The sequence below is a fragment of the Caballeronia sp. GAWG2-1 genome, assembly GCF_023631405.1.
In the GTDB taxonomy this organism is placed as follows: domain Bacteria; phylum Pseudomonadota; class Gammaproteobacteria; order Burkholderiales; family Burkholderiaceae; genus Caballeronia.
The window spans coordinates 173,876-194,086 of sequence record NZ_JALQDD010000015.1 but is presented as its reverse complement, the minus strand read 5'-3'; the positions used below and the strand labels follow the sequence as shown (position 1 = coordinate 194,086).

General features: G+C 63.2%; 17 protein-coding genes and 1 pseudogene. 10 read left to right on the top strand and 8 right to left on the bottom strand.

All coding sequences use genetic code 11. The annotated features are described in order from the left end of the window. Positions 1-97 precede the first annotated feature (97 nt). The 3 genes and pseudogenes from NCR98_RS10865 to NCR98_RS10855 all read left to right on the top strand — a co-directional run. Positions 98-472 (top strand): annotated as a pseudogene (locus tag NCR98_RS10865) (exodeoxyribonuclease VII large subunit); the annotation flags it as partial. A gap of 198 nt (positions 473-670) precedes the next feature. Then, positions 671-1,252, top strand: a complete 582-nt coding sequence (locus NCR98_RS10860; RefSeq protein WP_250526195.1) for a superoxide dismutase — start codon at positions 671-673, stop codon at positions 1,250-1,252. Between the two features lie 197 nt (positions 1,253-1,449). Beyond that, complete coding sequence (locus NCR98_RS10855) at positions 1,450-1,602, top strand: hypothetical protein (RefSeq protein ID WP_244826145.1); 153 nt, start codon at positions 1,450-1,452, stop codon at positions 1,600-1,602. A 9-nt stretch (positions 1,603-1,611) separates the two neighbouring features. Here the strand turns inward: NCR98_RS10855 and NCR98_RS10850 are convergent, their stop codons facing one another. The 3 genes from NCR98_RS10850 to NCR98_RS10840 form a co-directional block, all read right to left on the bottom strand. After that, positions 1,612-2,886 (bottom strand): EAL domain-containing protein, encoded by a 1,275-nt coding sequence (locus NCR98_RS10850; RefSeq protein ID WP_244826144.1) that lies wholly within the window; start codon positions 2,884-2,886, stop codon positions 1,612-1,614. A gap of 281 nt (positions 2,887-3,167) precedes the next feature. Beyond that, a complete protein-coding gene (gene mdtD, locus NCR98_RS10845; RefSeq protein ID WP_250492674.1) occupies positions 3,168-4,601 on the bottom strand; it encodes a multidrug transporter subunit MdtD in 1,434 nt (477 codons plus the stop codon). A 19-nt stretch (positions 4,602-4,620) separates the two neighbouring features. Then, the gene (locus NCR98_RS10840; RefSeq protein WP_244826142.1) at positions 4,621-5,367 is read right to left on the bottom strand and encodes a GntR family transcriptional regulator; all 747 of its coding nucleotides are present in this window, start codon (positions 5,365-5,367) and stop codon (positions 4,621-4,623) included. A 256-nt stretch (positions 5,368-5,623) separates the two neighbouring features. Here NCR98_RS10840 and NCR98_RS10835 point away from each other — a divergent pair, with 256 nt between their 5' ends. Together NCR98_RS10835 and NCR98_RS10830 are read left to right on the top strand one after the other, a co-directional pair. After that, positions 5,624-5,932, top strand: coding sequence for a type II toxin-antitoxin system RelE/ParE family toxin (locus NCR98_RS10835; protein WP_250526194.1), 309 nt, complete (start codon positions 5,624-5,626; stop codon positions 5,930-5,932). A gap of 3 nt (positions 5,933-5,935) precedes the next feature. Beyond that, positions 5,936-6,241: an addiction module antidote protein gene (locus NCR98_RS10830; RefSeq protein WP_250465486.1), complete on the top strand. Its 306-nt coding sequence runs from the start codon at positions 5,936-5,938 to the stop codon at positions 6,239-6,241. A 5-nt stretch (positions 6,242-6,246) separates the two neighbouring features. On the opposite strand, the gene NCR98_RS10825 is transcribed toward NCR98_RS10830, so the two are convergent. Further along, positions 6,247-7,461: an MFS transporter gene (locus tag NCR98_RS10825; RefSeq protein ID WP_244826137.1), complete on the bottom strand. Its 1,215-nt coding sequence runs from the start codon at positions 7,459-7,461 to the stop codon at positions 6,247-6,249. A 353-nt stretch (positions 7,462-7,814) separates the two neighbouring features. Between NCR98_RS10825 and xdhA the strand changes: the two genes are divergently transcribed. The 3 genes from xdhA to xdhC are packed head-to-tail and all read left to right on the top strand — an operon-like array spanning position 7,815 to position 12,220. Continuing rightward, positions 7,815-9,338, top strand: a complete 1,524-nt coding sequence (gene xdhA / locus NCR98_RS10820; RefSeq protein ID WP_250509438.1) for a xanthine dehydrogenase small subunit — start codon at positions 7,815-7,817, stop codon at positions 9,336-9,338. A gap of 15 nt (positions 9,339-9,353) precedes the next feature. After that, positions 9,354-11,717, top strand: coding sequence for a xanthine dehydrogenase molybdopterin binding subunit (xdhB, locus tag NCR98_RS10815; RefSeq protein ID WP_250526193.1), 2,364 nt, complete (start codon positions 9,354-9,356; stop codon positions 11,715-11,717). Beyond that, positions 11,714-12,220: a xanthine dehydrogenase accessory protein XdhC gene (gene xdhC, locus NCR98_RS10810; RefSeq protein ID WP_250526192.1), complete on the top strand. Its 507-nt coding sequence runs from the start codon at positions 11,714-11,716 to the stop codon at positions 12,218-12,220. Before xdhB ends, xdhC begins: the two co-directional genes overlap by 4 nt. Positions 12,221-12,229: 9 nt before the next feature. Here the strand turns inward: xdhC and NCR98_RS10805 are convergent, their stop codons facing one another. The 4 genes from NCR98_RS10805 to NCR98_RS10790 form a co-directional block, all read right to left on the bottom strand. After that, positions 12,230-13,150 (bottom strand): AraC family transcriptional regulator, encoded by a 921-nt coding sequence (locus NCR98_RS10805; protein ID WP_250526191.1) that lies wholly within the window; start codon positions 13,148-13,150, stop codon positions 12,230-12,232. A gap of 57 nt (positions 13,151-13,207) precedes the next feature. Further along, the gene (locus NCR98_RS10800; protein WP_244826130.1) at positions 13,208-14,179 is read right to left on the bottom strand and encodes a LysR family transcriptional regulator; all 972 of its coding nucleotides are present in this window, start codon (positions 14,177-14,179) and stop codon (positions 13,208-13,210) included. A gap of 197 nt (positions 14,180-14,376) precedes the next feature. After that, positions 14,377-15,036, bottom strand: coding sequence for a 2-hydroxychromene-2-carboxylate isomerase (locus NCR98_RS10795; RefSeq protein ID WP_250465482.1), 660 nt, complete (start codon positions 15,034-15,036; stop codon positions 14,377-14,379). Between the two features lie 129 nt (positions 15,037-15,165). Beyond that, positions 15,166-16,608 (bottom strand): TAXI family TRAP transporter solute-binding subunit, encoded by a 1,443-nt coding sequence (locus NCR98_RS10790; protein WP_250526190.1) that lies wholly within the window; start codon positions 16,606-16,608, stop codon positions 15,166-15,168. A gap of 676 nt (positions 16,609-17,284) precedes the next feature. Here NCR98_RS10790 and NCR98_RS10785 point away from each other — a divergent pair. Continuing rightward, positions 17,285-17,647: a BON domain-containing protein gene (locus tag NCR98_RS10785; protein ID WP_250526189.1), complete on the top strand. Its 363-nt coding sequence runs from the start codon at positions 17,285-17,287 to the stop codon at positions 17,645-17,647. A gap of 257 nt (positions 17,648-17,904) precedes the next feature. Beyond that, a complete protein-coding gene (locus NCR98_RS10780; RefSeq protein ID WP_250526188.1) occupies positions 17,905-20,028 on the top strand; it encodes a D-(-)-3-hydroxybutyrate oligomer hydrolase in 2,124 nt (707 codons plus the stop codon). Positions 20,029-20,211: the final 183 nt, after the last annotated feature.

Here is a 20,211-nt window from a genome sequence, read left to right as displayed (position 1 = left end):
CGGGCTCGCCGGCGGCGGGGGGAGCGGGGGGACGCCCGGTCAGAGGAGGGGGGGGGGGGGGGGGGGGGGCGCCCCCCCCCCCCCCCCCCCCCCCCCGGCGGGCCCCCGCCCGGTTCGCGATGCACGCGCGCATTTCGCGCTGGTGCAGTATCGATGGCAACGCAGAAGGCCGGATGTCGCGACGCAGATCGAGCATCTCGGCCGTTTGGCCGAGCGCATGCAGCGTGCGCGCGAGCGTCGTCATGAGCGTGCGAACGCGCGTGTGTCCGAGCTTGCGGCGCGCTTGCAGGTGCTGAGTCCGCAGCGCACGTTCGAGCGCGGTTACGCCGCCCTGATCGATACCCAAACCGGCCGTGCGCTGCGCGCGCCGAACGCACTCAAACCGAAGCGTCCGATGACCGTGCATCTCGCGGAAGGCTCTGCCGATGTCCTTCTCGCCGATGTCCAGCCGCGTTTGTCCGACGAATTCTGACGGCCTCGACACCGGCCTTTTGACGAAGCCGCCAAGTGCCGCAGGAGCACTTTTGACGCTGCATTCGAGCTTTGGAAAGCAATCTTGCTCATAAAGGCAGGCGGTTTGCGGGGTTATCCCAAGTCGCCTACAATCCATTGCTCCAGCGCTTCACTCCCCACCGTCCCTACAAATCACATAGAAAAGGAAGCTGCAATCATGGAACATACCCTCCCGCCGTTGCCGTTCGACAAGAACGCGCTTGCTCCGCACATGTCGGAAGAAACGCTCGAGTATCACTATGGCAAGCATCACCAGACCTATGTGACGAACCTCAACAAACTGATTCCGGGCACCGAATTCGAGAACCTTTCGCTCGAAGAGATCGTGAAGAAGTCGTCGGGCGGCGTGTTCAACAACTCGGCGCAAGTCTGGAATCACACGTTCTTCTGGAACAGCCTGTCGCCGAACGGCGGTGGCGCACCGACGGGCGCGCTGGCTGACGCGATCAACGCCAAGTACGGCTCGTTCGACAGTTTCAAGGAAGAGTTCGCCAAGGTCGCGACCGGCACGTTCGGTTCGGGCTGGACGTGGCTCGTGAAGAAGACGGACGGCTCGCTCGATATCGTCTCCACCAGCAACGCCGCCACGCCGCTCACGACGGATGCCAAGCCGCTCGTGACCATCGACGTGTGGGAACATGCTTATTACATCGATTACCGCAATGCGCGTCCGAAGTTCATCGAAGCGTATTGGAACATCGTGAATTGGGACTTCGCTTCGAAGAATTTCGGGGCTTAAGGCTTACGGTTTGCGCCGATCCCGCATCGTCGTTCGCGATGTCGGATCGAACGAAAAGCCCTCTACGGAGGGCTTTTTGCATGGCGAGGAACGTTCGCGCGTCGTCGGTTTCTGCGTCTTGCCGCCGGGAAATCTAGAATGTCGCTTTGATCGGCCGTGCCGCATCGCTTGGGTCGGCCCTCACGCGTGATATCACGATGAAACGCTTTCTCGCCCTCTGTCTCGCCGCATGGTCCGCTGCGGCGCTTTTATATTTCGGACGCCATTCCACCGCGTTGATCGTGCTGTCCGGCGTGCTCGCGCTTGCAGGGTTCGATATCGTCAAGCCGGACGCCGAGCGCCGGTCGTAATCCCGCGATTCAGCGCCGCCGCGGCACCGCTTCCCAATTGATATCGACGCATAGCACCTGCAAGCCATACGGCGTCTGCGCGGCGATGGATGCCGTCACGCAAAGATGCGCCTCGTTGATGGACAGATACGGCGCGGTCAACTGCACGCGTCCTGGCGCGCGCAACGCCTCGATGAAATACGGCCGACGCTCCCAGCTCGCGCCTTCCGAATGCAGCAGCGGACTGAAACGCTTCGCGCGCTGCGATGTACGCACGACCGGCACGACGTTATCGCCGATCTGCCGGCCTTCCTGATCGAGCAGAAAACAGCGCGCCGTATCGACCAGTTGCAGCAGCTCGCTCGTCGCGGCGGCCAGCGTTTCGCCTTCCATCAGCTTGACTGCCGCGCGTTCGAGGCCGCTCACGTAGGGTTCGAGACGCGCGGCTTGCGCCCGGTCGCGCGCGCCCACGCGTTCGCGCGACGCAGCCGACAACGCATCCATCACGCCTGCGGCGACTTGCGGATGCACGGCATCGACGCTCGGCTGCGCGAAGTACGCGCCCTGCACGAAATCGACATTGCATTCGAGCGCGATCAGCGCGTCGCGCTCGGTCGCGAGGCCGCCCATCAACACGAGTTGCCCGGATTCATGCAGCAGCGATACGAGCCGGGGCAACACACGCTCGATATGCGAATGCTCGGTCGCCTGCTGGAGAATGCAGCGGTCGAGCGTCACGATGTCAGGCCGCAACTGCCACACGCGATCGATATTCGAATGCTTCACGCCGAAGCCATCCAGCGCGATCAGAAACCCCGACTTGCGCATGGAGTCGATGATTTCGGTGAAGCGCGTCGTCTCGCCGCCCGCCTGTTCGGGCACTTCCAGCACCACGCGTTGCGGCGGCAAGCCGATGTCCTTCAACGCGGCGAGGAGCGCGTCGCCGTAGCTCGTGTCCATCAGCGCGGCGGGGTGGAGGCTCAGAAAGAGCCATTCGTCGTGGCTGTCGAACGCGTTGAAGTTGCCCAGATGAAGGGACTCGGCCAATCGTCCCAGTTCCAGAAGATCGCCGCGCCGTGCCGCCTGGGTGAACACTTCGTGTGACGGTACATGACGATGTGTCTCGTCCCGTGCACGCAAGGACGCGTGATAGCCGATCGCACGCCGATGCGACACCGAGAACACCGGCTGAAACACGCTGAACACGGTGTACTCGCCGTACAGCACGGTGCGACGCGAGCCGTCATCGCCCGCGACGGGACGCGGAGACTGGAAGCGGGGTGGATCGATGTCAACCATGCTCATGGTGTCGAGGGCCGGGCAATTTACTTAATGAGACAGTTTACAAGATCGGGCACATCACGTTCGAGCAAAAAGCGTGCGAATTCAATGTGCAAGCGGGGGAGCGCGATTAATCGGCGCGCTTTTGTGTGTACATTGGCTCGGCGCACGGCCGGACGGAAATGCACGATGCGGCGGCATGCCGCTTGAAGGTCGTGTAGCGGTGCTGTCCGCACTCTGTCGGTGCGAAACGCACAATCGGATGGCGCGGCGAAAATTTTCGGCCGAGCCGACGAAACCCCGGCTTAGTTCGCCTCAGAAGGATCTGTCTTTCGCTTCGTCGAGCGCACTTCCGGCGCAAGCTGTCCGAAAATCCACGCCGTTGCCGCCGTGATGATGCCCACGCAAAGGAAGGTTGCGTGAAACGCGGGCAGCGAATTGGTTTCCGTCACGCGCGGGAGGATGCCGGTGAAGGTGGCGAGGATCGCGCCGGCGATGGTCACGCCAAGGCTCATCGACAGCATCTGCACGAGCGAAAACAGGCTATTGCCGCTGCTCGCGCCGCCGGTGCCGAGGTCTTTCAGCGTGAGCGTGTTCATGGCGGTGAACTGCATCGAGTTGACGCCGCCGAAGATCGCCAGTTGCACGAGACGCAGCCAAAGCGGCTGATGTTCGCTCGTGAGTCCGAAGCTCGCCATCATCAGCCCGACGAGCACGGTGTTCACGACCAGCACGCGCCGATAACCATGCTTTTCGATCAGCCGCGTCACGAGCCGCTTGCACAGCATGCCGGCCGCGGCGACCGGCAGCATCATCATGCCCGCCTGAAACGGCGTGTAGCCGAGGCTCACCTGCAAGAGCAGCGGGATCAGATAAGGCATCGCGCCGCTGCCGATGCGCGCGAAGAGATTGCCGAGCAGGCCGACGCTGAACGTGTGGATCTTGAATAGATCGAGCGAGAAGATGGGTTGCGCGGCGCGCGTTGCATGCAAACCATAGGCGACGAAGCATCCGAGGCTCAACACCAGCAACACGATGACGATGGCATGCGGCAGACCGAGATCGGCCAGGCCATCGAGCGAGATCGTCAGCGCGACCATGCCGACGGCGAGCAGCAGATAGCCGGCAAGATCGAAGGGCGCGGTGGCGGGATTGCGGCTATCGGGCAAGAACATCTTCGTCGCGATGCAGCCCACCACACCCACCGGCACGTTGATGAGGAAAATCCAGTGCCACGACGCGATCTGCACGAGCCAGCCGCCGAGCGTTGGCCCGATGAGTGGCCCGATAAGCCCTGGAATGGCGACGAACGCGAGCGCCGACAAATAGCGTTCGGCGGGAAACACGCGCAACACGGCCAGACGTCCGACTGGCAACAGCATCGCGCCGCCGATGCCTTGCACGACGCGGAACGCGACCAGCGCCGTCAGCGACTGCGCGTTCGCGCACAAGAGCGAGCCGATGGTGAACACGAGAATCGCGCTGAAGAACACGCGCTTCGTGCCGAGCTTGTCGGCGAGCCAGCCAGACACGGGGATCATCATCGCCATCGTGAGCGAATAGCCGATCACGACGCCTTGCATGCGCAGCGGCGCTTCGCCGAGACTTTTCGCCATCGCGGGCAAGGCCGTGTTGACGATGGTCGAGTCGAGCGTCTGCATGAAGAAGCCCGTGGCGACGAGCCACAGCATGACGGTGAGTGAGCGTTCCGAAGGCGGCGTGGCAGCGATGTCGGTCATGGGCGCGTCGGCGCGTGAGTCACTTGCGCAACTCGGCGACGAAGTCGTAGTAGTCGTTGCGGCAGTAGGTGTCGGTGAGTTCGATCGCGCGTTGATCGGCGGTATAGCCTACGCGCGTGATGAGCAGAAGCGCGTCGTGCGGCGCGATGCCCATCTGCTGCGCGATCTCCGCGCTCGCGTTCACCGCGCGAAAGTGCTGCAGCGCGCGCACGATCGAGAGGCCGCGCGTGTCGAGATAACTGTAGAGCGAGTCGCCGATGACCAACGGATCGGGAATGAGCGAGGCCGGAAACGTGGAGTTTTCGACCGCCATGACGATGTCGTCGGCGAGACGCAGGCGCTTAAGGCGTGTGACGGCGGCGGCGGGCGAGAGGCCGAGTTGAATGACTTCGTCGCGATTGGCAGGCTCGATCTTGCGCGAGAGCCATTGCGAGCTCGGCGTAAAACCTCGGCGGCGTAGCATCTCCGAAAAGCTCGACAGACGCGAGAGCGGGTCTTCGTAGCGCGGCGTGATGAAGCTGCCCGCGCCTTGTTCACGGCGAATCAGCCCTTGTTCGACGAGCAATGCGATGGCTTTCCTCGATGTGATCCGCGAGACACCCAGCGCTTCGGACAGCACACGCTCGGAGGGCAGGGCTTCGCCTGCGTTCCAGCGATTGTCGTGGATGGCGTTGGCGAGCTTGCGTGCGAGTTGCAGATAGAGCGGAGTGTCGCTGTCCGGGTCCGGGCGCAGGTCACGCCAGCGGTCTTCCGAGGTCTGGTTCATAAAGCGGACGCTTGTGGGCCGAGCGGTGATTTTAAGGCAAAGGTGTGCGGATCGTTGGGGGGTTTTTGATGAGCGGCGCGATGGCTCGGCGGCTGGCCTCTAGCGGCGATCGATTCGAGACTTACTCCCTGACGCGGGTGGCGACTTTTACGGTGTCCCTGCGAAAAATAGACAGAGGCAAATCCTTGCCGTGAACTTCTTATTAGATAGACTGACCTGTCAACTGTGGTTGACGGTTTGTGAACCATGGATTACGATGACTTCCAGGCTTAACATTCGGACCACGGAGCTTTTTGACGACTGGTTCGTTGCATTGAAGGACCGCATCGCAAAACGCCGAATTCAAGCTCGTATCGACCGACTCGCGTCGGGCAATCCAGGCGACACTAACTCGGCCGGCTCACCGGTGATTGAAATGCGGATCGATCATGGACCAGGCTATCGTGTTTATTACGTTAATCGTGGAGACGTGTTGGTGATCCTGCTATGTGGGGGCGATAAGTCGACTCAAGACAGAGACATCAAGTCCGCACACGCCATGCTGCCTCACCTTGACATGAAGTAATCAATGACCCCAACCAAGATCAAAACTCGTCCCTGGGACTCGGTCGAGCACCTTAAGACCGAGGAGGACCTTGCTGAGTATTTCGATGCATGTCTTCAAGAAGGCGGCGACGATTCCGCGTTTATCGCACACGCGCTTGGCGTGATTGCGCGAGCGCGCGGCATGGCGCAGGTGGCGCGCGATACAGGCATCAGCCGCGAAGGGCTTTACAAAGCGCTCTCGGAAGACGGCAACCCCAGCTTCGCAACCATCCTCAAAGTAGTCAAAGCCCTCGGCCTGCAATTGCATGGCTCGAAAGCCGGCGCCTGATCAACTCACGCCGTTGCGGGCCCACCCAGACCGCGCCCGCCACGCATATAAAGCGCCACCGACAAGCCCACCGCCAACGCCGCAGCCAGCGCGGCAAACAAGAACACCGACCCGTATCCAAACTCGCCAGCGACATAACCCGCCAACGGCCCGGTCAATCCCAGCGACAAGTCCAGAAACACCGAGTAGGCCGACAACGCCGCGCCGCGCGAAGCCGGCGGCACGAGTCCCACCGCCTCGACGCCCAGCGCCGGAAACACGAGCGCGAAGCCGAAGCCGGTCAACGCAGCGCCTGCCAGCGCGAAGGTCGGCTCGGCTGCGAGCCATAGCATCAGCAAGCCCGCGCATTCGAAACAGAACGAGACAATCGCCACGCGGAAGCCGCCATACACCTTGATCGTATTGGCGAACAAAAGCCTCGCGCCGACGAACGTCGTGCCGAACACCGTGAGCGAGAGCGCCGCGTGCGGCCAGTTGTGCGCGGCATAGAAGAGGGTGATGAAAGTCGCAATGGAACCGAAGCCCGCCGAACCCAGCGCAAGCCCGATCCCGTGCGGCAGCACGCGGAAGAACACGCTGCGGTACGACATGCGCTCGCCATGCACCACCGGCACGCTTTCCATGCGCTTCGCGAGCCAGTAACCGAGGCCGCCCAGCGCGATCACGATGAGCGCAAGCGCGGAAAAGCCCAGCGAATTGTCGATCGCCACGCCGAGCGGCGCGCCGATGGCCAGCGCGCCGTATGTCGCAATACCGTTCCACGAAATCACTTTCGCGTTGTGCGAGACGCCCACGCGGCCGATTCCCCACGTGATCGATCCCGTGCCGACGAGACTTTCGCCGACTCCGAGCACGAGCCGCGCGATCACCAGCAGCACGAGACTCACCGCATGCCACTGCGTCGCGAGCGCGGAGGTCAGGAGCATTGCGCCGCTGATCGCGCAGGCCACGAGACCGTAGAGCACGGTTTGCTTGGGGCCGGCGGTATCGGCTGAACGACCGGCGAGCGGCCGCGACAATAAGGTGGCGAAGTACTGAACGCTAATCGCGGCGCCCGCCATCACCGAGCCGTAGCCCAGATCCGTGTGCACGAAGCCCGGCAAGACCGCCAGCGGGATGCCGATGGTCAGATAGCAAAGGAACGTGTACACGACGACCGACACGATTCGAAGCGTGACGGCGAAGTCGCCTTGCGGCGCGGTGGCGGGTTGGGTGGACATAGAAAGACGCGGGTTACTACGGGGTTGATTTCGACGCGAAAGCGTGATTGTCACATAGCTTGCGACCCGATGTCGCGCCAGTTTTGTAACCACGTGGTCCAAATTGCCTGTCCGAACGGTCGGACAGCATGTCGGGAAGCCGCGCTGCATAAGGGTTTCACGACTTATCGCGATGGGAGTATGTCGTACATGCAATGTCGCCTATGGGTTCCGGATTTTGGCGGTGATAGCTTTCGAATCATCGAAGCGCTAGGAGTAATCCGAGAAAGCGCCGGAACCATCCGAAGCCACCGGCTGCGCACTCCGCGCAACCAGCAAAAAAGAATCATCGAAGCCCCGCGAGACAGAATTTCATGACCCAGCCGATCCGCTTTTACCATCGCAATGCGATCCGCGAAGTAAGCGGCGCGTCGACCACGCGCACCGTCCTGCAATACCTGCGCGAAGACGCGCGCTGCACCGGCACCAAGGAAGGTTGCGCCGAAGGGGATTGCGGCGCGTGCACGGTCGTCATCGGTGAGCCGGACGGCGCGGGCGGCGTCGCGTTCAAGGCGGTCAACGCGTGCGTGCAGTTTCTGCCGACGCTCGACGGCCGCGCGCTCTTCACTGTCGAAGACCTGCGCCAGCCGGATGGTTCGCTGCATCCGGTGCAGCAGGCGCTCGTCGATTGTCACGGTTCGCAGTGCGGTTTTTGCACGCCCGGCTTTGCCATGTCGATGTTCGCGCTCTACGAAAAGCATGGTCATGCAACGCAAGGCTGTGCGCAGGCTTGCGACAAAACGCGGCCGTCGCGCCAGGAGATCAGCAACGCGCTGACCGGCAATCTGTGCCGCTGCACGGGGTATCGGCCGATCATCGAGGCTGCCGAGCAGATGTTCGATCACGCGCCGCTCGCGCCGTTGAACGTCGAGGCGCTGGCGCGTTCGCTCGACGGCATCGCGCGTGACGACACTTTCCACTACGAGCACGCGGGCCGCCAGTTCGACGCCCCGCGCACCGTCGACGCGCTCGCGCAACTCAGAGCCGAAAAGCCAACGGCGCGCATTCTCGCGGGCAGCACGGACGTCGGCTTGTGGGTGACGAAGCAGTTGCGCGATCTCGGCGACATCGTCTATGTCGGACAGATCGAGGCGCTCAAGCATGTCGAGACGACCGAGGAGTGGATCGAGATCGGCGCGGGCGTGTCGGTCGAGCGCGCGTATGCCGAACTCGTGAAGACGTATCCCGAACTCGAAGAGACGCGTCAGCGCTTCGCCTCGCTGCCCATCCGCAATGCGGGCACGCTCGGCGGCAACGTCGCCAACGGCTCGCCCATCGGCGATTCGATGCCCGGTCTCATCGCGTTGAACGCACGCGTCGTGTTGATGAGCGTCGATGGCCCGCGCGAGATGCCGCTCGAAGATCTCTACATTGCATATCAAAAGAAGGACATGGCGGAGAACGAGTTCGTCGCCGCCATCCGCGTGCCGACGCGCGGCGGCCAGCGCGCGAAGCTGCAATTTCGCGCCTATAAGCTCTCGAAGCGCTTCGATTCGGACATTTCCGCCGTGTATGCCGCGTTCTCGTTTATCGCGGATGGCGACACGATCCGCGAGCCGCGTCTCGTCTTCGGCGGCATGGCCGCGACGCCCAAGCGCGCCACGCACGCCGAAAGCGTACTCGCCGACGCGCACTGGCACGAAGCCACCGCGCAGGCCGCGATGCTAGCGCTCGGCAAGGACTACGCGCCGCTCACCGACATGCGCGCGAGCAGCGACTATCGGCTGGATACCGCGAAGAGCGTGCTGTATCGATTCTGGCTGGAGACGCGTCCGCACAATCCGATGCCCAAGTCGAAGCTGGATGTGCGTGCAATCGAACTCGTCGAAGTGAAGTAAGGAGCCGATAAGAACATGAACCAACAAGCCGAAGCCTTTCTCGCCGAAGCCCAGTCGCTCGCCAACGAAGCCGACGATTTCAAGCAGGTCCACGTTTCGCGTCCGCACGAGTCGGCGCATCTGCATGTGAGCGGGCGCGCGAGCTATACGGACGACATTCCTGTCGTCGCGGGCACGCTGCACGCCGCGCTCGGCATGAGTCCGAAGGCGCACGCGAAGATCGTGTCGATGAACTTCGACGCCGTGCGCGCCACGCCCGGCGTCGTCGCCGTCTTCACCGCCGAGGACATCCCGGGCGTGAACGACTGCGGCCCGATCATCCACGACGATCCGGTGCTCGCGCCCGGTATCGTGCAATACGTCGGGCAGCCGATGTTCATCGTCGTCGCGACGTCGCATGATACGGCGAGGCTCGCGGCGCGTCGCGCGAACATCGAATACGAGGAATTGCCGGCCGTGCTGACCGCCGAAGACGCGCGCAAAGCCGAATCCTACGTGCTGAATCCGCTCAAGCTCTCGCGCGGCGATGCAGCGAGCCGTCTGCAAAAAGCCGCGCATCACGAACGCGGCGCGATGAAGCTCGGCGGTCAGGAACAGTTCTATCTCGAAGGACAGATCGCGTATGCCGTGCCGAAGGACGACGACGGCATGCACGTGTACTGCTCGACGCAGCATCCGACCGAAATGCAGCATCTGGTGGCGCACGTGCTCGGCGTGCATTCGCACAACGTGCTGGTCGAATGCCGGCGCATGGGCGGCGGCTTTGGCGGCAAGGAATCGCAGTCGGGCATTTTCGCGTGCTGCGCCTCGCTTGCCGCGTGGAAGCTCTTGTGCCCGGTGAAGCTGCGTCCGGACCGCGACGACGACATGATGATCACCGGCAAGCGCCATGACTTCCAGTACGACTTCGAAGTGGGCTACGACGATCGCGGCGTGATCGACGGCGTCGCGCTCGACATGACATCGCGTTGCGGTTTCTCGGCGGACCTTTCCGGCCCGGTGATGACGCGCGCGGTCTGCCACTTCGACAATGCGTACTGGCTCGCGGATGTGAAGATCGAAGGCTATTGCGGCAAGACCAACACGCAGTCGAACACCGCGTTTCGCGGCTTCGGCGGGCCGCAGGGCGCGTTCGCCATCGAGTACATCATGGACAACATCGCGCGGTCGGTCGGTCGCGATTCGCTGGATGTGCGCTTCGACAATCTGTACGGCAAAACGGAAAACAACAAGACGCCTTACGGACAAACCGTCGAAGACAACGTGCTGCAGGAGTTGATTGGTGAGCTGGCCGAGTCGAGCGAGTATCGGCGTCGCCGCGAAGCCGTGCGCGAGTTCAATGCGAACAACGAGATCCTGAAGAAAGGGCTGGCGCTGACGCCGGTGAAGTTCGGCATTGCGTTCAACGTGACGCACTTCAATCAGGCCGGCGCGTTGGTTCATATTTATACCGATGGCTCGATGCTCGTGAACCACGGCGGCACCGAGATGGGCCAGGGTTTGAACACGAAGGTCGCGCAGGTGGTCGCGCATGAGCTCGGCGTGGATTTCGGCCGCGTGCGCGTGACGGCGACCGACACGAGCAAGGTGGCGAATACATCGGCGACGGCGGCTTCCACCGGCACCGATCTGAACGGCAAGGCCGCGCAGGACGCCGCGCGTCAACTGCGCGAGCGGCTTGCGAAATTCGCGGCGGAAAAGTTCGGCGGCGGCAAAGTGGAAGCGTCGCAAGTGCGCTTTGCGAACGACCGCGTGATCGTCGGGGAAGACGTCATTCCGTTCGGCGAGATCGTGCAGAAGGCCTACCTCGCGCGCGTGCAGTTGTGGTCCGACGGCTTTTACGCCACGCCCAAGCTCTACTGGGATCAGGCGACCATGCAGGGCCGTCCGTTCTTCTACTACTCGTATGGCGCGGCGGTCGCGGAAGTGGTGATCGACACGCTCACGGGCGAAATGCGCGTGCTGCGCGCGGATGCCTTGCACGACGTGGGCGCATCGCTGAATCCGGCGCTCGATATTGGCCAGGTCGAAGGCGCGTTCGTGCAGGGCATGGGCTGGCTCACGACCGAGGAACTCTGGTGGAATCAGAACGGCAAGCTGATGACGCACGCGCCGTCCACCTACAAGATTCCGACGATCAACGACATGCCGCCTGATTTTCGCGTGTCGCTTCTCAAGAACCGCAACGCGGAAGACAGCATCCATCGCTCGAAGGCGGTGGGCGAGCCGCCGTTGCTGCTGCCGTTTTCGGTGTTCTTCGCGATTCGCGACGCCGTATCCGCCGTGGGCGATCACAAGGTGAATCCGCCGCTGAACGCGCCCGCGACCGCCGAAGAAATTCTTAAGGCAGTGAACGCGGTGAGGAGCGCACGGACATGATGCATATCGTTCTGTTCGGCGCGGGTCACGTCGGCCACGCGCTCGTGAAAGTGCTCGGCACGCTGCCGTGCGTCGTCCAATGGGTCGACGCGCGCGACGAACTTTTCCCCGACGAAGTCCCCGCGAACGTGCAGATCGAAGCCACGGATCTGCCCGACGCCATCGTCGATGAAGCGCCGGCGGGCGCGTATTTCATCGTGATGACGCACGATCACTCGCTCGACTTTTCGTTGACGCAGCGGATCATGCGCCGCGAGGACTTTGCGTACTTCGGCCTCATCGGCTCGAAGACCAAGCGCGTGAAGTTCGAGCGGCGCCTGACGGAGCGCGGGCTTTCGGCGGAGCGTCTGCCGGAAATCACGTGTCCGATCGGCGTCGAGGGAATCGTCGATAAAGCGCCGGGTTCGATCGCGCTGGCGGTGGCGGCGCAGTTGCTGCGCGTGAGGGAAATGACGGCGCGGCTCGGTTTGCCGGCGCTCAAGGCGGCGCGGTTGGCCGCCTGAAACGCGGATTCAGCTCAGGCCGTTCGTCTGCCGGAAACGACCCGGCGCCACGCCGTACAACTCCTTGAATCGCTTCGAGAAAGCCGCCTCGGACTGATAGCCCACGTCCGCGGCGACATCCGCGACGCTTTTCCTCGTGTGCATGAGCATGGTGCTCGCAAGCTGCATGCGAACGTGGCTCAGCAACGCGAGCGGCGAGCTGTCCGAATGCGCCGAGAACGCGCGCATGAAGGTGGCGCGCGACATCGCCGCTTCCTTCGCCAGCATTTCGAGCGTCCACGGATCGGCAGGCCGTTCGAGCATGGCGATCACCGCCGCGCCCAGACGCCGGTTCGCCAACAAGCCCAGCACGCCCGCGAGCGACGGCTGCTCGGTGAGCCATGCACGCAGCACCATCGTGAAAAGCGCGGTGGAGAGCGCCGTGACGATCGACGGCGCACCGGGCTGCGCTTCCTCCGCCTCGCGCCGCATCGCCGCGACGAGCGGCCCGAGATAGGGCGCCGATGCATTCGTGAACGACACGTGCACGAAGTCGGGCAACACGTCGATGAGAAGGGCGCGCGGCGCATACAGAAAGCGTCCGCACAACAAATCCAGCGCCGCTTCCCGACCGTCCACATTGGTCCGCACCGTGATGGCGCCGTTATCGCGCGAAGTCATGGCGCCGATTTTCTCGCTCGCATCGACGGGACCGATGCTCACCACGTGCGCATCGGCGCGCGGCAGCATGAAGATATCGCCCGCGTTCAGCGCGACGCTCGCATGCCCCTTGCGCTCTACCGTGCACGCGCCTTCCAGCACGACGTGATAGAGCGCCTCGCCGGGCGCACCCGGCGCGTGGTCGAGTTCGAGCGGCCCGGCAAGCAGGCAGCGGAGATCGAGCGCACCGGAAAGGCGCGCAAGCTGAATGAGTCGATCGAGGGCGTCCATGCGCGAAAGAATAGTTCTTGTTTCGCCGATGGTAGCGGAGATGCGCCCGCGCCGTCACTACTTGGCGGCGAGGCTCAGCAGTTCTTCGATGCTTGCATTTTTCTTGCGCCCGGTAAGCGTCTCGGAGACGCTCGCGATCATTTCGCGCAGCCATGCGACGTCTGTCGGCTGATCGGGTTGCGGCAGCGAGAGCTGATAGCACTTGATGCGCGGAAACGGCACCGGCGAATCGAGCACCGCAAGCGGCAGCATGGACGCGTAATGCTGCGCGAAACGGCGCGGTGCGGTGAAGATCAGATCGGATTGCAGCAGCACTTGCGGCACGAGTCCGAAGTACGGAATGGTCGCGACGATGCGCCGCTTCACGCCCGCGCGCGCCAGGCCGATATCGATCGGATGCCGCTTCGCTCCGCTATAAGGCGTCGGCGCGAGATGCGCGGCGAGTGCGTAGCGTTCGACCGTGAGCGGCTCGCGCGCGAGCGGATGGTTCGCGCGCATCAGGCAGACGAATACGTCGGCGAAAAGATCCTGCTTTTCGAAGCGCGGCTCGGGCTTGGTCCAGTTGGCCATCATCACGTCGATCTCGCCTTCGTCGAGCGCGCGTTCGTGATCGCGCATCGGATTGAGCGATTCGATTTCGAGCCGCGCGTTGGGCGCTGCATCGCGGAAGGCGGCGACGAGCGTCGGCATGAAGAAATCGTTCAGATAATCCGGCGCGGCAAGGCGAAAAGTGCGACGCGAACTCGCGGGATCGAATTCGCCGTGCGGTGTCGCGACGAATTCGACTTCGCGCAAAGCGCGCTGCGCCGGCGCAAGCAGCGATTCGCCGTACTCGGTCGGCACCATTCCCTGCTTGCCGCGCACGAGAATAGGGTCGTTGAGGATCTCGCGGAGCCGCCGCAGCGCGGTGCTGATGGCCGGCTGCGTCTGGTTCAGCCGCTGCGCGGTCTGCGTCACGCTGCGCTCCAGAAGCAGCGTGCGCAAGACGCGGATGAGCCAGATATCGAGTGAGTCGGCGGGATCGTTCATGGGCGAAGCTGCGGTTTGAAGACGGACACGGCGGCTGATCGCAACGAACGCGGAATGCCGAAGCGTGCGTTTGCGCGCCCCGATGCATCACCGTTCACAAAGTAGTCACGCAGCTTAACCCGAGGTTAAACGCTTTCCGCTTTTTAACGCCATAGCGCATGCGCTATGCGTGGCATCAGCCGCCGAGCCGCGAAGCGTCAGCTGAAGTCCGCGTCTCGCGGCGCGACCGGCAGCGCGCTGATGCGTTTCACTTCGGCGCCATCGAGCCAGTTCGGCGAGCGCGCGACATAAAGCACCATCGGCAAGGTGTCTTCGCCCCAGAAGAGCTGGTCGTTGACGACGAACGTCGGCACGCCAAAGACGCCCATCGCGACGGCGCGGTCGGTGTTCTCGCGCAGCTTCGCCTTGATGTCTTCGTCTTCGACGCGCGTTTCCGCTTCGGGCATGCCGACCCGCTCGCACAAGCCGCGAAAGCCTTCTGGCGTCGACGGATCGCGTCCTTCGCGCCAGATATAGCGGAAGATTTCGCGCACGCAGACGAGATCGCCATTTGCGATTACCGCGAGCCGCAGCGCCTTGAGCGGATCGAACGGATGCGCGGGCGGCATTTTGAACGGAATGCCAAGCTGCTCGGCGCGAAAGAGCGCATGCCGATACGTAAACACGCGTTTCGACGGAATGGTCGCCGCGTGCGGCTGTCCCCAGCGGTCGAGCAGCTTCAACAACTGCACCGGCACGAACTCGAACGGCATGTCGGGCCACTTTTCGTGTTGCTCCAGCAGCAGATACGAGAACGGCGATATGAAATCGAAGAAAAAGTACGGCTGGCCAGGGCCGTTGGCATGCGCTGCGCTCATCTAGATTTCTCCCTTGATCCTGCCGCGCCCGGCTTTTCGGGCTTATTCATTGTCCGACCGCATCGCGCAGGCTGCTACGTGGACCCGCGCCTTTATTCCGCTCGCATCTTTCGATCCTACCTGGCGATATTACGTGCTGCTCGGCTCGCTGTCTGCCTGCGCCGGTTCACGGCGCGGCTCCGTTTCGGCGACGGGCGCATGCGCGAGCCGTTCGCGCACGAAGCCGATATGTTCGCGCAGCACGTAGAACTGATCGGCGAAGGCAAGCGGCATTTTCATGCGATTGACCGCCGATTCGATCGCGTCGATCCGGTCGATCAGGGCGTCGCGCTGCGCGGTGTCCGGGCCGCTGATCGCTTCCCGTTCGATCGCAATGAGCGCGCCATACCACTTGTAGATACGCGATTTCACGCGCCAGCGATAAAGCCCCGGCACCAGCCGCAAGCCCGGGATGAGCACGACGATCAGCGGCACCAGCACGACTAGCACGCGATCCGCGAGACTCGCCATCCAGAACGGCAGCGTCCGGTAGATAAAGCTCTTGCCCGACTTGTAATAGCGCTCGGCGTTGTCGCTGATGCGAAATTCGTGGACGAGCGGCGCGGGAAATTCGTTTGCGCGCTGCAGCAGGTTGGCGCGGCTGTGCACTTCGCGCGCCGCTTCGATCAAAAGATCCGAGAGCGCGGGATGCAGACTGTCGCGCGCCACCAGTTCGGCCGTCGGCGCAATGGTGTGAACGGCGCGCGGCGGCAGATTGCGGGCGAAATCGAATGCACCCATCGGCAGTTCGATTTCGGTGAGATAGGGGAAGCGGCGCGCGTAGGCATCGGCTTGAGTGAAGTCCATGAAACGGATGCCAGATGTGCGCAGGAGCTTGGCCATCGTCGGCGGTTGCGCGGAATCGCCCGTCAGGAACACGGCGTCGATCGTGCCGTCTTCGAGCGCGGCCGCGGCCTTGTCGCCGGCGAGCGGCAACAGTTCGGTATTGCCGCCCGGCTCGATGCCATTCGCCTTCAGAAGCGTGAGCGCAAGCGCGCGCGTGCCGCTGCCTTCCGCGCCGATGGCGAGCCGCTTGCCCTTCAGTTCGGACAAGCGCGTGACGGTCGCGCCACGATAGAACACGGCGAGCGGCACATACGACACGCTGCCGAGCGATTCCAGGTTTGCGTGCTGATCGCTCGCCGCGTCCGGCGTCATGCCGCCTTGCACGAAACCGACATCCACGTCGGATTTTGGATCTTCGAGGCGCGTGAGGTTGTCAAGCGAGCCTTGCGTTTCCAGCACGTTGAGCGTGACGCGGTTGCGCGCGAGGATTGCCTTGTACTTCTGCGCGCTGTTCCAGAACGAGCTGCCCTTGGGGCCTGCCGCTATCGTCAGCGTGCTTGGCGGCGCGGGCTGGATCAGCCGCACGGCAAGATAGAGCGCCGCGATACTGACGAGCAGAATCGGACCGAAGGTCAGCGCGAGATCGCGCCAGGAGATCGCGACGAAGCGCGCGACGATCCTCTGCGGCTTGCGTCCCGTGGCTTTGTGAGCGGGGTCTTCGGGTTGGTGTCCTGGAGGTTGAATCATCGCGGCGGCAAACTTGAATAAGCATGGAAGTTTCGAGGTTTCCGCGAGCTTACCTGAAGCCATCCGAATTCAAGATGCCGTCGAGTTGCGCCATGCCACGCGTGCGAGTCGTTGGCTCGGCGGCCGTGCAAACCACGAGTGTGACACGCGTGTGTGCATGCCGCAGCACTCGTGCCGCCGATGTTGCGCCACGCCGCATCCAGTTCCTTGCAACGTTAAATGTTTTGCGCTTAAGGCCGCGCTGGGCTAAATTGACGTTCGCCGCCAGTTGGCGGGAACCATGCGCGTCGTAGCCCGCTCATGCGCCGGACAGTTTCCCGGCATGTGGGTAAATTGGGCGAACGCCATGCTCTTCGGAGTGTCGCGCGACGGTTTCCTGTTCCGCATCCGCCATACGGCAGGCCACATATTCGAGCCGACGGGCACTTGCCCCAAGTAACCGGCCGTAGTCAGTTTGTTAATTTCGCCAGTCTCTCGCAGCACCGCATTGCAGCATCAGGCCGCATCGAGCGTCTTGTCATCGAGCCATCCTCGGTGGAAGGCGCATTCGAGGCTGCGGCGTGTCCTTCGGGGCCGCCGCCGGACTGTTGCACGAAAGCGGTTCGGTTTGTTTTGATGTGCCAACGAGTGAAGTAGTAACTGTGCGAAGTCAATAAGCGAAACAAAAGGAGAAATCATGAAAGCTGTCGATCTGTTGAAGGTGCTGGGCGTGGTGGTGTGCGTGGCCGTGGCGTCGAGCGCTTATGCTCAAGCGAGCGATGCGGACGCCACGTCGGCCGCGCCGACCAAGGCTCAGAAATCGGCGACCAAGAAGACCGACCGCAAGCTCGGCTACGACGTGCGCCGTGCGTTGTCGAAGGCGCAAGGCTTCGACGTGTCCAACGTATTCGTACGCGCGCGCTCCGGCGCTGTCGTGCTCTCGGGCACCGTGCCGGAAGGCGGCCAGATAGCCCAGGCAGAAGAAGTGGCCAAGGGCGTTCCGGGCGTGAAGTCGGTTTCCAACAAGATTTCGCTCGGCGTTCAGAACGGCGGAGGCTAAGCACGCCGCTGCGCCATTTTTCGCGGCGCGGTTTAGCGCTGTCATCGGCGGCGCTTCATGCGGGTCACTCGACGGGCTCCGGCATCACGCCGGGGCCCGTTGTCGTTCTGACATCCTCTGACTTCTCTTTGCTCTAAGGGAAGTTCAGCAATTACGCGATGGCCGTTTGCGCGTAATACTTGTTGTCGGCAAGGCCGTGCGTGCGGCACGGTGCAGAAGTCGATCAACAACAAGCGACCGGATGGCGGAGACATACAATGAAAAGATTCGCACGAGTCCACGGGTTGTCACGCGCGGCGACGCTCGCCGTGCTGGCGGCATTTGCGGCGACCACGCTCGTCGCGTGTCACGGCGGCGATGACGACGGCCCGCAGTTCCCGTCCAACACCTTGCCGAGTTTCGTCTCGGGAACGGTGAAGACGCAGACTTACGACGGCAATACCGACGACCTGCTGACCGCCGGACTCGGCAAGACAGGACTTGCGTCGGCGACGCCGCCTTCAATCGCCAATGCGGCCGCGCCGACAGCGGCGGAACTGCGGCGCCTGGCTATCTATTCGAACTATCGTGCGCTCGTCGATATGTCGGCGAACGGCGGCTACGGGCGCTTCTGGGGACCGAATGTCGATCTGAACGGCGGCGACACGCTCGGCGAAGGCAAGATCGCGGGCAAGGAGTATCTGGCCTTCTCGGACGACGGTTCGGGCACGAAGAACGTCAGCCTGCTCGTGCAGATTCCGACGAGTTTCAATCCGGACCAGCCGTGCATCGTGACGGCGACATCGTCGGGATCGCGCGGCATATATGGCGCGATTTCGGCAGCGGGCGAGTGGGGCTTGAAGCGCGGCTGCGCGGTTGCGTACACGGACAAAGGCAGCGGCAACGGCGCGCACGAGTTGTCGACCAATCTCGTCACGCTGATCGACGGCACGCTTTCCAATGCGACCTTCGCGGGCAATTCGGCGATCTTCAAGGCGAACCTGAGCCAATCGGCGCTTTCGGCTTACAACTCGGCGTATCCGAATCGCTACGCTTTCAAACACGCTCACTCGCAGCAGAATCCCGAAAAGGACTGGGGCAAGAATACGTTGCAGGCGATTCAGTTCGCGTACTGGGCGCTCAACGATACCTATGGCGTGGTCAACGGCTCGACGCACTCCGCGCGCTACTCGAAGGGCAGCATTACGACGATCGCGGCATCGGTGAGCAATGGCGGCGGCGCGGCGCTTGCAGCCGCCGAACAAGACACCGATGGCTGGATAAGCGCGGTCGTCGTCGGCGAACCGCAGATCAACATGAATCTGCCGGCGCAGGTTGCGGTGCGCGAAGGCGGCCAGGCCGTCGGTTCGTTCGGGCGTCCGCTTGCCGATTACATGACCTACGCGAACCTGCTTCAGCCGTGCGCGGCGCTAGCGACGGCGGCGGTCGGCGCGCCGTATCTGACGGCACTGCCGCTCGCGACCACCGTGGCGATTCGCACCGCACGCTGCACGACGCTCGCGGCGAGCGGCGCGATTGCCGGCGGCGATACGCTCTCGCAAGCCAACGACGCGCTCGCGAAGCTGCATCAGGCGGGCTACGAAGCCGACTCCGACGCGCTACATGCGCCGATGTGGGACTCGCAGGCCGTGCCGGCCGTCGCCGTGACTTACGCCGATGCCTACATGCTGGCGAGCGTCGCCGACAACCTGTGCAACTTCAGCTTCGGCACGACCAACGCGCTGACCGGCGCGGCGGGCGTGAACCCGCTCGTTTCGCCGATGCCCACGGTCTTCGGCAACGGCAATGGCGTGCCGCCGACCAACGGCATCAACCTCGTCTATAACGCGGGGACATCGGGCGCGGCGGATCATCGGCTTGCGACGCCCGATGCGAGCTTCGCGGGCGCGGCCTGCCTGCGCGCGCTTTGGGCGAACGGCAATCCGACGATGACGGCGAGCGTGAACGCGATTCGCGTCAACGCGAATCTGCGTGGCAAGCCGGCGATCATCGTGCAGGGAAGGTCGGATGCGCTCGTGCCGATCAACCATGCCTCGCGGCCGTATCTCGGCGCGAACAAGGTGGTGGAAGGCAACAATAGCCAGCTCTCACTGTACGAAATCACGAACGGTCAGCACTTCGATGCGTTCCTGAGCGTGGCTGGCTTCGATACGCGCTTCGTGCCCGTGCACTACTACAACCTTCAGGCGCTCAATTTGATGTGGGCTCACCTGAAGAACAACGCGCCGTTGCCGCCGTCGCAAGTCGTGCATACGGTGGCGCGCGGCGGCACGCCGGGCGCGGCGCCTCAATTGACGGTGGCGAATCTCCCGGCGATCGCGGCGAGCCCCGGCGCGAATGCGATTTCGGTGAATGGCGGCGTGGTGAATGTGCCGAATTGAGGGGTGATGGGAGTGGCGTGCGGATTGGCGTCGCCGTCGGCGGCAGGCGGAGCTTCAGCTTTAGGCGGCGCGTGATGAGCGCGCCGCCTCGATGCGTCCGGGTGGGCTAGCTGCGCGATGAGCGAGGCGTCACAGGCCACGCGGGTACATTTTGCGAACGGCGACGGGTGCTGAATGAGGTTT

Coding starts and splice junctions, on each gene's coding strand:
- NCR98_RS10860 (WP_250526195.1), top strand. CDS start 671: ATGGAACATACCCTCCCGCCGTTGCCGTTCGACAAGAACGCGCTTGCT.
- NCR98_RS10855 (WP_244826145.1), top strand. CDS start 1,450: ATGAAACGCTTTCTCGCCCTCTGTCTCGCCGCATGGTCCGCTGCGGCG.
- NCR98_RS10850 (WP_244826144.1), bottom strand. CDS start 2,886: ATGAGCATGGTTGACATCGATCCACCCCGCTTCCAGTCTCCGCGTCCC.
- mdtD (WP_250492674.1), bottom strand. CDS start 4,601: ATGACCGACATCGCTGCCACGCCGCCTTCGGAACGCTCACTCACCGTC.
- NCR98_RS10840 (WP_244826142.1), bottom strand. CDS start 5,367: ATGAACCAGACCTCGGAAGACCGCTGGCGTGACCTGCGCCCGGACCCG.
- NCR98_RS10835 (WP_250526194.1), top strand. CDS start 5,624: ATGACTTCCAGGCTTAACATTCGGACCACGGAGCTTTTTGACGACTGG.
- NCR98_RS10830 (WP_250465486.1), top strand. CDS start 5,936: ATGACCCCAACCAAGATCAAAACTCGTCCCTGGGACTCGGTCGAGCAC.
- NCR98_RS10825 (WP_244826137.1), bottom strand. CDS start 7,461: ATGTCCACCCAACCCGCCACCGCGCCGCAAGGCGACTTCGCCGTCACG.
- xdhA (WP_250509438.1), top strand. CDS start 7,815: ATGACCCAGCCGATCCGCTTTTACCATCGCAATGCGATCCGCGAAGTA.
- xdhB (WP_250526193.1), top strand. CDS start 9,354: ATGAACCAACAAGCCGAAGCCTTTCTCGCCGAAGCCCAGTCGCTCGCC.
- xdhC (WP_250526192.1), top strand. CDS start 11,714: ATGATGCATATCGTTCTGTTCGGCGCGGGTCACGTCGGCCACGCGCTC.
- NCR98_RS10805 (WP_250526191.1), bottom strand. CDS start 13,150: ATGGACGCCCTCGATCGACTCATTCAGCTTGCGCGCCTTTCCGGTGCG.
- NCR98_RS10800 (WP_244826130.1), bottom strand. CDS start 14,179: ATGAACGATCCCGCCGACTCACTCGATATCTGGCTCATCCGCGTCTTG.
- NCR98_RS10795 (WP_250465482.1), bottom strand. CDS start 15,036: ATGAGCGCAGCGCATGCCAACGGCCCTGGCCAGCCGTACTTTTTCTTC.
- NCR98_RS10790 (WP_250526190.1), bottom strand. CDS start 16,608: ATGATTCAACCTCCAGGACACCAACCCGAAGACCCCGCTCACAAAGCC.
- NCR98_RS10785 (WP_250526189.1), top strand. CDS start 17,285: ATGAAAGCTGTCGATCTGTTGAAGGTGCTGGGCGTGGTGGTGTGCGTG.
- NCR98_RS10780 (WP_250526188.1), top strand. CDS start 17,905: ATGAAAAGATTCGCACGAGTCCACGGGTTGTCACGCGCGGCGACGCTC.